General features: G+C 43.6%; 17 protein-coding genes. 8 read left to right on the top strand and 9 right to left on the bottom strand.

Features of this window, described 5'->3' with window-relative positions; genetic code table 11:
• The first annotated feature begins 55 nt into the window (after nucleotides 1–55).
• The gene (locus QUA99_RS08345) at nucleotides 56–271 is read left to right on the top strand and encodes a hypothetical protein (protein ID WP_333235595.1); all 216 of its coding nucleotides are present in this window, start codon (nucleotides 56–58) and stop codon (nucleotides 269–271) included.
• A 467-nt stretch (nucleotides 272–738) separates the two neighbouring features.
• Here the strand turns inward: QUA99_RS08345 and QUA99_RS08340 are convergent, their stop codons facing one another.
• Nucleotides 739–1,215, bottom strand: a complete 477-nt coding sequence (locus QUA99_RS08340) for a type II toxin-antitoxin system antitoxin SocA domain-containing protein (protein ID WP_333235594.1) — start codon at nucleotides 1,213–1,215, stop codon at nucleotides 739–741.
• A gap of 335 nt (nucleotides 1,216–1,550) precedes the next feature.
• Nucleotides 1,551–2,927 carry an NB-ARC domain-containing protein gene (locus tag QUA99_RS08335; protein WP_333235593.1) on the bottom strand — a complete coding sequence of 459 codons (1,377 nt, stop codon included), beginning with the start codon at nucleotides 2,925–2,927 and terminating at the stop codon, nucleotides 1,551–1,553.
• A gap of 299 nt (nucleotides 2,928–3,226) precedes the next feature.
• On the opposite strand from QUA99_RS08335, the gene QUA99_RS08330 reads away from it, so the two are divergent.
• From QUA99_RS08330 to QUA99_RS08300, 7 genes are all read left to right on the top strand, one after another.
• Complete coding sequence (locus QUA99_RS08330) at nucleotides 3,227–3,457, top strand: hypothetical protein (RefSeq protein WP_333235592.1); 231 nt, start codon at nucleotides 3,227–3,229, stop codon at nucleotides 3,455–3,457.
• A 413-nt stretch (nucleotides 3,458–3,870) separates the two neighbouring features.
• Nucleotides 3,871–4,311, top strand: a complete 441-nt coding sequence (locus tag QUA99_RS08325; protein WP_333235591.1) for a hypothetical protein — start codon at nucleotides 3,871–3,873, stop codon at nucleotides 4,309–4,311.
• 93 nt (nucleotides 4,312–4,404) lie between these two features.
• Complete coding sequence (locus QUA99_RS08320) at nucleotides 4,405–4,683, top strand: hypothetical protein (RefSeq protein ID WP_015176407.1); 279 nt, start codon at nucleotides 4,405–4,407, stop codon at nucleotides 4,681–4,683.
• An 82-nt stretch (nucleotides 4,684–4,765) separates the two neighbouring features.
• On the top strand, nucleotides 4,766–4,933 hold the full coding sequence (locus QUA99_RS08315; RefSeq protein ID WP_333235590.1) for a hypothetical protein: 168 nt from the start codon (nucleotides 4,766–4,768) through the stop codon (nucleotides 4,931–4,933).
• 45 nt (nucleotides 4,934–4,978) lie between these two features.
• Nucleotides 4,979–5,245, top strand: a complete 267-nt coding sequence (locus tag QUA99_RS08310; RefSeq protein WP_333235589.1) for a hypothetical protein — start codon at nucleotides 4,979–4,981, stop codon at nucleotides 5,243–5,245.
• Between the two features lie 122 nt (nucleotides 5,246–5,367).
• Entirely contained in the window at nucleotides 5,368–5,643 is a 276-nt protein-coding gene (locus tag QUA99_RS08305; RefSeq protein ID WP_333235588.1) for a BrnT family toxin, read from the top strand.
• Complete coding sequence (locus QUA99_RS08300) at nucleotides 5,627–5,839, top strand: hypothetical protein (RefSeq protein ID WP_106147613.1); 213 nt, start codon at nucleotides 5,627–5,629, stop codon at nucleotides 5,837–5,839. Before QUA99_RS08305 ends, QUA99_RS08300 begins: the two co-directional genes overlap by 17 nt.
• Here the strand turns inward: QUA99_RS08300 and QUA99_RS08295 are convergent.
• The 7 genes from QUA99_RS08295 to QUA99_RS08265 form a co-directional block, all read right to left on the bottom strand.
• Nucleotides 5,836–6,105 (bottom strand): hypothetical protein, encoded by a 270-nt coding sequence (locus QUA99_RS08295; RefSeq protein WP_333235587.1) that lies wholly within the window; start codon nucleotides 6,103–6,105, stop codon nucleotides 5,836–5,838. The genes QUA99_RS08300 and QUA99_RS08295 overlap by 4 nt on opposite strands.
• Nucleotides 6,106–6,150: 45 nt before the next feature.
• Complete coding sequence (locus tag QUA99_RS08290; RefSeq protein ID WP_333235586.1) at nucleotides 6,151–6,444, bottom strand: TIGR03792 family protein; 294 nt, start codon at nucleotides 6,442–6,444, stop codon at nucleotides 6,151–6,153.
• A gap of 26 nt (nucleotides 6,445–6,470) precedes the next feature.
• Nucleotides 6,471–8,684 carry a PAS domain S-box protein gene (locus tag QUA99_RS08285; protein ID WP_333235585.1) on the bottom strand — a complete coding sequence of 738 codons (2,214 nt, stop codon included), beginning with the start codon at nucleotides 8,682–8,684 and terminating at the stop codon, nucleotides 6,471–6,473.
• 150 nt (nucleotides 8,685–8,834) lie between these two features.
• Nucleotides 8,835–8,975 (bottom strand): hypothetical protein, encoded by a 141-nt coding sequence (locus QUA99_RS08280; RefSeq protein ID WP_333235584.1) that lies wholly within the window; start codon nucleotides 8,973–8,975, stop codon nucleotides 8,835–8,837.
• Entirely contained in the window at nucleotides 8,950–10,158 is a 1,209-nt protein-coding gene (locus QUA99_RS08275; RefSeq protein WP_333235583.1) for an AAA family ATPase, read from the bottom strand. The genes QUA99_RS08280 and QUA99_RS08275 overlap by 26 nt, the downstream gene beginning before the upstream one ends.
• A 123-nt stretch (nucleotides 10,159–10,281) precedes the next feature.
• The gene (locus QUA99_RS08270) at nucleotides 10,282–10,773 is read right to left on the bottom strand and encodes an RNA 2'-phosphotransferase (protein WP_333235582.1); all 492 of its coding nucleotides are present in this window, start codon (nucleotides 10,771–10,773) and stop codon (nucleotides 10,282–10,284) included.
• A 416-nt stretch (nucleotides 10,774–11,189) separates the two neighbouring features.
• Nucleotides 11,190–11,873, bottom strand: a complete 684-nt coding sequence (locus QUA99_RS08265; protein WP_333235581.1) for a class I SAM-dependent methyltransferase — start codon at nucleotides 11,871–11,873, stop codon at nucleotides 11,190–11,192.
• Nucleotides 11,874–12,188: the final 315 nt, after the last annotated feature.

The following is a 12,188-nucleotide window of genomic DNA, read 5'->3' as shown; positions in this document are numbered from 1 at the left end:
CCGGTTTCTGAGATTCGGAGTGCGTAATAGCAAGTCTGTGGGAAAAAACACAACTGTGTTAAGAAAAATAAATGAGGCTGAAACCCTCTTCCCTCCTGCCTTCAGCATAGCTGCCTCCTGCCTCATTCCAACTACAAATATTTACGCCGTTCTACTTAATAGCAAGTCGGACAAGACAATGCCGTTGCCCTACTTCAAAATAGGCGATCGCAATGGCTGGGAACCCCGCCAGCGAGAAGAACACGGCAATGCCGTTTCCCTACCCGATTAATTGTAGGGAAACGGCACTGCCGTGTCCTGACCGTGGGTAATTTATCATAATTTCAACTGTAAAGATTGTGTTCTGGGTCTAGCCAGACAATATAAAAAACATTTTCACTAAAAAAGCCATGCACCCTGCCGTATTCATTAGCAGATATTTGAAACTGGTAGGGGATATTGATTAGGATATCTTCATTGAGAATACCAAAGCCATTAGGTTCAGTATTATTTTTCCAAACTATGCCATGACAGCGCAGACTTTTACTCTGATTATTGATAATTTATTGAGCGTTCAATTGTGACAAATTGCGCAGCCGTCTCAATAGAGATGCTAGATACTTAGCATCTCTACCGCCTAGTGAAAACTTATCTTTATCATCCTGATAATACCTGAAAGAAAAACTAACTCCTTCCGGTATTTTTACATCTAGACGATTGATGCTCGATAAAGATTGCTGGCGGCGTATATCTGCTTTCTTAATTTTCTTCGATGACACGGCTTTTGTAAAAGTCTCTCATTGATTCCTTGGTAATAATAGCATGAGAAGGTTCATCTTTTGGCAAATCACCTCTAGCATTAATCCAAGGGTCTTCGCGGCGCACCATCAATTCTAACTCATAGGCATCGCAAAAGAAATATTCGTCGGATAACTCGTCTAAAAACTCTTGTACTTCTTCGGGAAACTCTGGTTTTTTGACTTCTTTCAGAATTGGCTTCCAGTCAAATTGTTCTTTGTATTCATAAAATAAAGCCGGGATAGTCGGCCCGTGCACCCAAGCTTCAAAATCTTCATCAAACAGCGGTGTATCTTCAAATGCTAAATACCATGCTTGGGCGTAGTACAAGAGTTTTTGTAGCTTGTGGTTGCTGAGATAGGAACCTACGTCATTCGCGAACCAGATGTAGTAATCAGCCAGTTGGGAGGCTGTTGTGACTGTAGTTATTGTGGTCATATAACTCGACTCAATAAGTTTTGTATTCTATGATAGCACAGTCACCACCCTTTATGATTGGGCGGTTGAAACCGCTTAAGAGTCAAACAAAGTCTGCCTCGGCAGACTAAGAAATAAAGGAGGTATTTAAGCCGGATTGGGTATAACTGAAATCTTACCCTCTGTCAAAAATTTGTAGGGGCGGGTTCACCAACAATAATTGCCTAAAACCCACAATCTCGCATCATTCTCAAGAACGGGATCTCCGGCCCGTTCCACAAAAGATGAATTTTATTGTGGAACAGGCCGGAAAGCCTGTTCCTAAAAAATTTATCCAGAATGGTGCAAGATGTCAGTTACAACCCTTTGATATATTGCTTCAGTACAGGTGGCAAAGTGTAAAGACTTTCCTGTTTTTCGATCAAGCAGCGCCGTGATAGAGATTGCAATGCGTTTAGCAAATCTGATGATGATATTTGTCCGTTTTGTAGCAATTTGGCGAAGTTGACTGGCTGGTTTTCTGTCGCTAACAATAACATTACTTGTTTTTCGAGTTCGGAAGTGCGATCGTACTGCTGCTGTAGAACATCTTTCAAATCTTCGGGTAACAATATGGTATCATCTATTAATAACTCGGTCGCGCCGATTCCCAACTCTTGAATCAGAGTCGCCACGCTTTTTAACCATAACGGGTTGCCTTGGTAGCGGTGTATTAGTGCTTCGCAATTATCAATTTCTGTTAATCCTTTATCTCTGAGGATTTCCCGTGCGGCTGCGGTGTCTAAACCAGTGAGTTGTAAGGTACGAATAGGAGTATTTTCGCTGGTGAGTTGAGGAACTTCTTTCGGTGGTTCCCAACCGACTAGCAGAAAGCAACTTTGATGGGATAATTTTTCTATCTGTTTGAATAAAGAGCGATATTCTTCGTAGTCTGGTTTATACTTTCCTGCCAATTCGCCGCTACAGAAAAGGTTGTGAACGTCATCTAAGATTACTAAACAGCGATGATTTTGTAAATATTTAATCAGCGGTAAGCGTTTCTGGTTTGTTGGGGATGAATCTAGGTTTTCTGACTGGGAAAAAAGCTGTGTTAGGTTAGATTGAAATTTATCGATGGTGGGGAATTCGTCTAGTGTGTACCAAACTGCGTACTCAAACTCGTCTTTGATTTGTTTTACGAGTTGTACTGCTAGGGATGTTTTGCCGATGCCGCTGATACCGGTGAGGGTGATGAGGCGGCAGTTTTGTTGTAGAATCCAGGTTGTGAGGGTTTGGAGTTCGGGGGTGCGATCGAAGAAATTGCCCAATTCCGGCATCTCGCTTAAATCTTGATGTAGAGTTTTCGTTGGTTTTGAGTTAGATGTTTCTTGATTTGGTGGATGGGAGTTTGGTATATCTGGCGGGTGTCTACCTTCTCCACAATAATTAACGAAGCCTATTTGCACAGAGTCTTGTGCATAATGTGAAACTATCGAGACTTGCAACCTCTCCAGTGCCGATCGTAAATTTGATTTACTGATATCTTCTCCCAACTCTTCTGAAAGTATTTGCCACAATTCCGAGCCCACTTTCCGAACACTGCTTTCGGAACAATCAAAGTCTTTGGCTATGTGCTTGTATGTCTCGCGTTGTAGAGTTCCCCGGAGTACCGCTTCTTGTAAATCGTCAAGGTGTTGACCCGTTTTCTCGAAGACTATGCGATCGGCAAGCTTTAAAGCTTCTTTGAGGCTCATTGGTCAGAAAGATGTGATTTTTTTGTATTATAGCTCACATTCAGGAACATTTTAGTACATTTATCTACATTTTTGTATAAAAATCACTAAAATAGTGCCCAAAAGGGTAATAAAGCGGACAAATTTGAACATTGTATGACTTGACAAGCCGACCTTTAATCAATAAAAATAGGAACCATCAAACGTCAATCATAAAACTCAATACTTGCTGTTTGAGACTATGTAATACTGTGGAAATTCGCAGTTGCTTTCTAAGAAAAGTTTAGACCTTACCTGAAGTTTATAGAAGGAGAAGTAGAATGGCTGAACTTATAAATAAAGGGAAAGCAGGTTCTTTGTGGTTACTTAAAAAAGATAAGTATCCTGGCATTACTGATCTGCACGTCCATCAGCACTCAAATGGGTTAACTTTAACCGCAACTTATAAAGGACACAAAGAGCATTTAGACCTTGATAAGTATCAAACGGTCGATGACTTTGGACAGACACTAGAATATTTATACAACAAGCTTCAGCAAAAGTGGGGATAAGCTCTACTATATAGCAGTTCTAAATTATTCGTGAACCCCGTGAATGACCTCCCAACCCGGTTTCCAAATTTTCAAAATCTGAACTGCCTAGAAAAGCTCATGAAGATTCTGAGTCTACTGTAGATAAAGTGGTTACTTGGCTTGGAAACAATAGAGCAACAAGTTACGGCGGTAATGGAGATATACCTGCTGCACGGAGAGAATTTAAATATTCTGGAGAAACCTACCGCGTTGATATAGGTATAGGAGGTGAAACAGCCAATAGTAAATGGTTTGTTTAGACACCTAACCTAAATGCAGAGAAAATTTAGCCAAAACTAGCACAACTGGCAAGATTATCCCTGAACCGCAAATCAGGCATCTACTGTAATGTAATTTAAAGTCATAATTATCATTAACTTGAGGAGTAGCATATGGCAATTGAAAAAGACTTGTTTTCGTCTAACAACTTTCAGGCAACAGTCAGAGGATATTGCAATCAAATTGGCTGGAGAATTGCTGACATCAACTCTAACAATGCTATCATAAAATTTAATATGAATTCTGGAAGTACGCAGACAGTGTTTATCTTGCGATACGATACAACCTTGGAGTTTTCTTGTCCGAGCGGTTTAAAATTTGATAGTTTTGATTATATTCCTCATCAAATTTCGTCATATCTTCTTAAGGAAAGTAGTAAGTATAAAACTGGTTTTTGGTGTCTAGAGGAAATTAATGGGAGGCAGGTTTTTTCGATAATGCACAATGCAGAAATCAGTTTACTGGATATCAATTACTTCATCAAAATTGTGCAAACCCTGATCAACAAATGCGATGATTTTGAGAGAATGACCGAACAAGCAATTAGAGGATAGTGAAGCTGTAAAACAAACTCTTTGCATTCGATCCAGTATCCGTTTGGGGTGCATGCACCTGTATAAACCAGAATAAAGTATAGAGGTGAACAAATGGCATATTCTAGTTGGCAATCAGCAGGTTTTTCTGATGATGAAGGTTATGATCTCGAATACAAGGTACGTGATGATGGTCGTGCCTACCTGTTAAAAAGAGCGGGGCAGAGCAGTGAGTATCCACACTGGACTGTGAAATACTCAAGAAATGGAGATGTTGAGGATGTTCACTTCTCCGATCCTCACAACGATGGTTATAGATGGGGAAAAAGAGAAATTAAAGCTGCATATCCAAGCCTTGTCAGTCTTGCTGTATCGGTAGCTCTCTCCCTGTAGCGCGCTCACTTGTAGGTTGGGTTGATGCAAGGAAACCCAACCTCTTTTTCCATTTACAATCTGCTCCATTTCCACTATTTCAATGCGATCATTGTACGAGTTGCGATCGCCCCTGACACCAAATACCAAACACTGCGATGATTCTACCAAGAGCGATCGCCCCTCACGCATCAAGATCGATCGCCCTTCACACCAAATACCAAACACTGCGATGATTCTACGAAGTGTGATCGCCCATCAAAACTCCTAGTGATCGCCGTTACAATCAAAGTATCAATCCTCGTGAGATGCCGCGATGACCATCAAAGAACTCCTCATCCAAGAAATCGATAGCACCCCTGACGAACTACTTGCGGATATTCTCAGTTTGGTGCGATCGCTAAAATCCACTCCAAACCCCCAACTTAATACCTACGAACAACAGAAGGAGCGTATCGACTACCTCGAAGCTATCATCGGCATCCGCAAAGGACTCGAAAGCTTCGATCGAGGTGAAGGTATTCCAGTCGAGAAAGCCATGACAGCGCTACAGCAGCAGTTCAACATTCCTCAGAGTCTATGAGTTCCTAGAAGTCAGTCACATTGACATTTTTGATTTTCGCCATTTTGCCCTAAATAGTAAAATAGAGCAGTAAGCTAGGCAATTCCCAACCTCCCTCTTCTGCTTGAGAGTAGAATAGATATATGAAGTTTCAGTGGGACTCAAACAAAGCCAGTAGTAATGCCAAAAAGCATGGTGTGTCTTTTGAAGAAGCTGTCACTGTCTTCGGAGATCCACTGGCTATTACAATTTCTGACCCTAACCACTCTGTAGGTGAGTTCCGTCTTTTAACGATCGGTCAGTCAAATTTACAGCGCCTTTTTGTTGTGTCCCATACAGAACGAGAAGGTGAAGTGCGTTTAATCAGCGCCCGTTTAGCCACCCGACAAGAGAGAAAAAGCTATGAGTCAGGAACCTGAAGTAACAATTAATGACGAGATGAGACCTGAATACGATTTTTCAGGTGGTGTCCGTGGCAAATACTATGAAGCCTATATGAAATCAAGTAATGTTGTGATTCTCGATCCAGATGTAGCAGAAATATTTCGAGACTCAGCTTCTGTCAATGAAGCGTTGCGATTGCTGGCAAAAATTGCCAAGTCTGTCACTGTCTAGGTAGCGCACACAGCACAACAAATCAGATCGGAAAGTTTCCAGGTTATCTGTGCTTGCATAGGTGGAAAGCAAGGGGTAGCGCGATCGCCCCTGACACCAAATACCAAACACTGCGATGATTCTACCAACAGCGATCGCCCCTCACGCATCAAGATCGATCGCCCTTCACACCAAATACCAAACACTGCGATGATTCTACCAAGAGCGATCGCCCCTCGCACCAAATACCAAATCGATGTCTGCGGTACAATCAAGGTAAAACTCATGATTAATCTTTCAAAAATTAACACGATCGACTGACTGCTGACTAACTAATGCAAAAACTTGCGAACTTGATATTCGCGACTTTCGGCGATCGCAATTTGCAAATCCCCCATTTGGGCATCCAACTCATCTATTGTGCTTTGTGGCACCGACTTCCACTTCTCCCTAGTTTCCCAGCGAATCAACATCACCACCTCATTTTCCACCGGATCTACCCAAATTTCTTTGCCTAAAAAACCGTCCCAACTTTTTAGTCCCGCCGTCCAAACTTCCTGATCTCGCTGAATAAACTGCTCCCACTTTTCTTGAGGTACTTTAAATTTGAGCCACTCAATTACCATCTTATTTCCTATTTGTAAATAGCTAATTAATCGTTGCCGATCGCAATTTTAACGATCAACTCAGTTCCCTGTCCCGGAAGAGAAACACAGTGCAACTCACCGCCGTGCTTTTCTACTACTAAATGCTGGGATATTGCTAGACCCAAACCAGTGCTCGTATCGGGACATTTAGTGGTAAACAAAGGGTCAAAGATGCAGCCGAGGACTTCTTCAGTCATCCCCGGGCCGTTATCGCTAATGGCGATCGCAACTTCGCTGTCCCCTACAACTTCCGTCCGAATCCGAATTTCGGGATGGAATTTTTTAGCTCCCGAGCCGCCCGAAGACAAGAAAGAATGATTTTGCATTTTACCGTACTTTTCGGGATTTCTCCCACCTTCTTCCAAAGCGTCGATCGCATTTGTCAACAAGTGCATGAACACTTGATTTAACTGTCCCGCATAGCAGCGAACTCGCGGCAAGTTCCCGTATTCTTTAATTAGAGAAATTCCCGGGCGTCCCCCTTTAGCTTGCAGGCGATTTTGCAAGATCAGCAAAGTGCTATCCAAACATTCGTGGATATCTGCGGTCTTCATTTGGGCTTCGTCGGTACGCGAGAACAAGCGGAGCGATCGCACCACATCCCGAATCCTTTCCGAACCGACTTTCATTGAATTTAGCAATTTTGGCAAGTCTTTTTTGATAAATTCTAAGTCTAATTCTTCCATCCAATCTCGAATTTCCGGCACGGGATGGGGATAATACTTTTCGTAAAGCTCGATCGAGCGCAGCAGTTCTTGAATGTAGCCCGTGGCGTGGCTGACATTGCCGGAAATAAAACTAACTGGATTGTTAATTTCGTGGGCTATTCCTGCTACCAACTGCCCCAGAGAGGACATTTTTTCTGTTTGAATCAGTTGAGTTTGAGTTTGCTGCAAAATTAACAGCGTCTGCTCTAATTTCGCCGCTTGCTGCCGCAGGCGTTCTTCTGATTCTTGCAAAGCCAAAAGAGACTGTTTGCTTGCTGTAATGTCTACTCCCACAAATACCGCCGCCGTACTTTTGTGATATTTTTGAGCGACGATTAAATAAGTTTTATTTTCTCCTCGGATGCTGGCTGTGACTTCTTGAGATGTCTTCTTTTCAGGGTTGGCAAAGAAATCGTATACTAAATCGTTAAATTTGGGACTGGTCTCTAAAAAACCTACTTTTTGACCGGCAAATAGTTCGGCAGGCATTTGGTAAGCGGTAGCTAAATGTCGATTTACTCCCAAGTACCGCAAATCGGAACTTACCCAAGAAACTAATCCGGGCACGGCGTCCAAAACGGCTTGAAGTTGCTCTTTTGCCTCTAAAAGCGCTGATTCTGCTGCTTGGCGAGCGGAAATGTCGCGGGCGATCGCGCAGCGGTATTCGCAGCCACCATATTCTAAATAATTGACTTTAACTTCGACGGGAAAACTCTCGCCGTCTTGGGTTTTGTAACTGGTTTCAAAAGTGAGGTTCCTTTGCTGCTTGAGTTGCTCCCAGTGAGCGGGCCAATCTAATGCTGACAACTGCGAATCGATGTCGCTCACGCTCAGGTTAAGCAGTTCCGATTCCGAGTAGCCGAAAAGATGACAAGCTGCTTTGTTAGCGTAACAAATTTGACCGTCGGAGGTGGTAAAAAATACTGTATCTGCAACATTTTCGAGGGCAATTTGAGTTAGCTGCGGTCTGGTTTCTAACTGCTTGCTTTTGACCTCGGACTGAAATTTATTATAACAATTTGTTTGAGGGATATCCTCAGCTTTTTCAAAGGCAAACAGGATCAAACCGCCGATCGCACCTTCGCTATTTTTCCAAGGCTGAAATACCCATTTTATCGACGCGCTCAAACAGCCGCCTCCGATATTTTCTGCTAAAGATGCGGTCGATCGCCCTAACACAAACTCGCTGTATTCCAAAACACCAGCCAAACAAGCCCGAGCATTTTGCTGCCAATATTCTGGGAGATTCGGGAACAGTTCCCAATGAGACCGGCCGATCGCTTCGCCGGCGCCTAACCCGCAATCTGTTTCCCAGCGACGAGAAACCGACAGATAGCGCATTTCACAGTCTACCATTGCCACGGCGTCGGCGGAGCGCTCCACAAACCGCCGAAATCGATCTTTACTCTCGAACACGGCTGCCTCTACGGATTGTTGGTGGGCGATCGGGATTGCCCCGTCGGCATACCTTCCCAGTCCCTGACTTTTTTTCTGAACTGGCTTAGTTTGCACGGTTTGGGATTTCCTCCATAGCTGTTGAGTTTGAAAAATTCTGTTTGAGACCAAAAATGCTCTTCTCCTGATTTGCTCTCTCGGGCGATACCCTTAGAGGGTATCACCCATCATTGATATCATTTTTGATGGCGATGTGTCTATAGGTACTCAAGAAATTTTCCCCCAAAGCTTGAGATTCAGAAGATTTTCTGGCGATTGTTCGGTATTTGAGGTCGTGCAGCCAGTGCGATCGCCCAGATTCCGCAAGACTTCAAGGGTTTGCTCAAACAAATTTGTGCGTAAATTCACTGGTAAAATCTACTCTCCCTTTCCGTAACATTGCAGGATCTAATCTTTCAGTGGTGTTGCAAGTCATCAAAACTACCAGTTTTTGCTGAAATTGAATGCCGTTTTCGTCCATGACGCTTTGATACAAAGTTCCGTCCAGCAAACTCAAAATGTGTTCAGTTTTGTTAGTGCGCTGGGCCTCTGCGGTCGATCGATCTTGAGCCAAATTATCAGCTTCATTGATAATAATGCAAATCCGCTCTAAATAACTCGGCGGCACAAAATTTTCCACAGCATCGTGATCTAAGATAAAAATTACATAACCCAGCGGCACTAAAATTTCCTTTGCTACCGCTTGCGTCCAAGCAGTTTTGCCCGTACCCGGTTCCCCGCTAACCAAAACAGCCAACTGATTTTGGTCGAGAATTGCCTGCTGAACTGTATCGGTAAAACTTTGGACTTCCTTAGAAAACGTCCGAATTGGGAACTGACTGTGAACCTGTCCGACGCGGCTTTTGTACCCGCCCAGAATCACCGCTAAATTGTAAGTTGCCTTGCTAACCAACGGCGTAATATCTTTACAAATCAGAGTGTAGAACCGTCTTCCCCTGTCGTAGCTGTCAATTTGCAGCCAGCAGCCGAATCTGGCCCAATGAGCGTAAACAGTACCCAAAACTTCCAAGCGTTCCCAGCTAATAAATCGTTCCGGGGGATAAGAAAAATGTCGTTCCATAAAAAACTGGGTAATCGCGTCCGGTTTTCCCAGCAAATCCAGAACTTTGAAAACAGTAATCTCTTGAACTTTGTTGAGAACGTAATCGATGGGAATGCTAGCGCGGCTGACCAATTGAACCACCGGCGTTTCGGTAACTAAAACGTCTTTGTAACGGTAATCCGGATAAACTGGCTGCGGAGTAATGTAATCCCAAAATTGGTCGATTTCGTAGCGAGTATTTTCCGAGAACACATTTAAAACATTTGCCCACCAGGTATATTGGTGTCGTCCCATTGCGTCGGCAATGTCGCTAGCGGCATCTAAAGTTTTTTGAGCTAGTTCAAAGGGGTCGGTAGACGCTAAGTGTAGCAGGTGATCCCAATCAAATTGACGGTAGAGAGGCCGCCACCCACAGCCCAGAAGTCCTCGATTTTGAGAATTGTTTTGATTGAAATTGTTGTCGCTATCTCCCATATTTTCCCCACTCATTTCCTGAAACTCCTAGTTACTACAATTATAAAATATTTCCGCAGATTTTATACAAAAAACTGAATGCGATCGACTGATTTTTATATAACTTGGTGGCACAAAATCTACTAGCCAAACTTTATTTTACGAGCAGTAAAATGTATGACCGTCGCGTTGCATTGCTGCGGCATCTACAGTAAAGACAGCCGGGATGCCGTGTCTTGCACCTACTTGGCGCGCCGTCTGGATATTCACCGACAAATGAACGTGATGCCGCGACATTTTCCTAATTCCTTGACTGAGAATAGACTCGACGGCAGTGCTACCTGTTCCGTGGTATAAAATATCCGGGGGAACAGCGGGTTCTAACTGCAAGTCAACCTCTACGCTGTGTCCTTGGTTGGCACGAATTAGAGTACCTGTGGAGTCGAATGAAAAGCGCTGTTTGTCGTTTTGCGCGACTACTTCCTTGAGTTCTGCAAGCTGAACAGGGAAATTATTTTTTTGGCAGGCAGCGAGGATCTCGCTAACAGGAACCCAGCCGCCGGGAGCGAGTTGAATGCCGATGCGCGAGGGCGCGTGGCGCAGATGTTTGCTGAGATATCGGCTGATTTTTATTAATCGAGAATCCTTCATGAATTTACTGTATTTATTGAGCTTTGAAATCGCATTTTGCCCAATGTCAGTGCGGTGGAGGCGGGTTGCTTTAATCTGTTTGCACTGCGAGAGATGGATTGAGTAAACCAAAAGCGTGTCTACTTCAGTTTGAAATACTTTGTATCTCTCATTTATAACTGAGTTTCGATCCCCGTTGCATCCCCCTCCCGGGGGACGCGAAAGAATGCTCGTTTGCCCCTTTTTTAGGGGTATGCCAGGGAGATCGAGGGCTTAATCGTCAAACAGCAGTTTGGCATTACATCAGATGTTAAGTTGACACTTATGTGAGTGAACCCGCCCATACAGGTTAGTGGAAAATGGTGTTCGGGGCGTGAGTTTTCAGCAACTCGATCTGGCGATGGTTATCAAAAACTTTTCTTTCTGCTGAATGCCTTCTAGCTTCGGACAAGTCCGCCAAAAATAGCAAAGTTGAGATAGCGCCAGTGACATCCTGCGTCTGCAAAACCAGCTTCTGCAAGCCACTTTGTCTGCTCTTCAACAGACGAGGGAATATCTTCTTTTAAATAGTTTTGAAACCAGGCTGCATCGTCTTCTCCGTTAGCTTTCATGTACTGCCGCCACAAATGTTCGTATTGCTCAGTCAGCCTGGGGGTAGCACCTGTCACAATATCTCGAATTAGCAAGATTCCCCCGGGATTCATGGAGTCGAAAAGTTTGTGAAAAAGTTTTTGTTTCCCTTCGCTATCTAGGTGGTGAATTGCCAAACCAGAAACTACCAAATCGTAACCGTTGCCGAAATCATCTTCGGCGAAATTTCCTTGCTGCAAGGTCAGCCGTTTTCCGAAAGCGGACAAATTAGTCTGGCAAGTTTTCAGCATATTTTTCGCCATGTCAAAGGCGACGACATTTGCTTGAGGAAATGCTTGCAAAATCAGAGCCGACAGTATGCCAGTCCCCGCGCCTAAATCCAAAACTTTTATCTTAGCATTGGTTTCCAATGGAATTAACTGCAATATTAAATCGTGTTGCTCGCGATAGCGCGGAATGAGGCGAGTAATTAAGCCGTCATAATCAAATGCTCTTTGTTCAAATTGCTCGCGTACAGAGTCTAAGTTCACAGACAACTTTCCTCAAAATGTTAATAGTTGAGTGCGTCAATCGATTTGAGATTTGAGATTTGAGATTTGAGATTGACCCCACGGATAAATGCGGGGGACGCAAGGATTTTCGATTTGCGATTTTGGATTGATTCCACGGATAAATTACGTGGCGAGTACCACCTTTGAAATTCTTGGTCAAGGCAGTTGGGCGGCTCTCTCGTTTGAGACATACTACGGTTTATAGTACAAAATATTTACAGGGCTGTCAAGATGTAGAAGAAAATAATTTAACAGAAGTTGGGGACGCTCGCAAGACACGGACTTTGTTCGCCT

This window comes from Microcoleus sp. F10-B2 (assembly GCF_036704965.1).
Lineage (GTDB): Bacteria > Cyanobacteriota > Cyanobacteriia > Cyanobacteriales > Microcoleaceae > Microcoleus.
This window is presented reverse-complemented; position numbering and strand designations above follow the sequence as displayed.

Coding starts and splice junctions, on each gene's coding strand:
- QUA99_RS08340 (WP_333235594.1), bottom strand. CDS start 1,215: ATGACCACAATAACTACAGTCACAACAGCCTCCCAACTGGCTGATTAC.
- QUA99_RS08335 (WP_333235593.1), bottom strand. CDS start 2,927: ATGAGCCTCAAAGAAGCTTTAAAGCTTGCCGATCGCATAGTCTTCGAG.
- QUA99_RS08330 (WP_333235592.1), top strand. CDS start 3,227: ATGGCTGAACTTATAAATAAAGGGAAAGCAGGTTCTTTGTGGTTACTT.
- QUA99_RS08325 (WP_333235591.1), top strand. CDS start 3,871: ATGGCAATTGAAAAAGACTTGTTTTCGTCTAACAACTTTCAGGCAACA.
- QUA99_RS08320 (WP_015176407.1), top strand. CDS start 4,405: ATGGCATATTCTAGTTGGCAATCAGCAGGTTTTTCTGATGATGAAGGT.
- QUA99_RS08315 (WP_333235590.1), top strand. CDS start 4,766: ATGCGATCATTGTACGAGTTGCGATCGCCCCTGACACCAAATACCAAA.
- QUA99_RS08310 (WP_333235589.1), top strand. CDS start 4,979: ATGACCATCAAAGAACTCCTCATCCAAGAAATCGATAGCACCCCTGAC.
- QUA99_RS08305 (WP_333235588.1), top strand. CDS start 5,368: ATGAAGTTTCAGTGGGACTCAAACAAAGCCAGTAGTAATGCCAAAAAG.
- QUA99_RS08300 (WP_106147613.1), top strand. CDS start 5,627: ATGAGTCAGGAACCTGAAGTAACAATTAATGACGAGATGAGACCTGAA.
- QUA99_RS08295 (WP_333235587.1), bottom strand. CDS start 6,105: ATGAGTTTTACCTTGATTGTACCGCAGACATCGATTTGGTATTTGGTG.
- QUA99_RS08290 (WP_333235586.1), bottom strand. CDS start 6,444: ATGGTAATTGAGTGGCTCAAATTTAAAGTACCTCAAGAAAAGTGGGAG.
- QUA99_RS08275 (WP_333235583.1), bottom strand. CDS start 10,158: ATGAGTGGGGAAAATATGGGAGATAGCGACAACAATTTCAATCAAAAC.
- QUA99_RS08270 (WP_333235582.1), bottom strand. CDS start 10,773: ATGAAGGATTCTCGATTAATAAAAATCAGCCGATATCTCAGCAAACAT.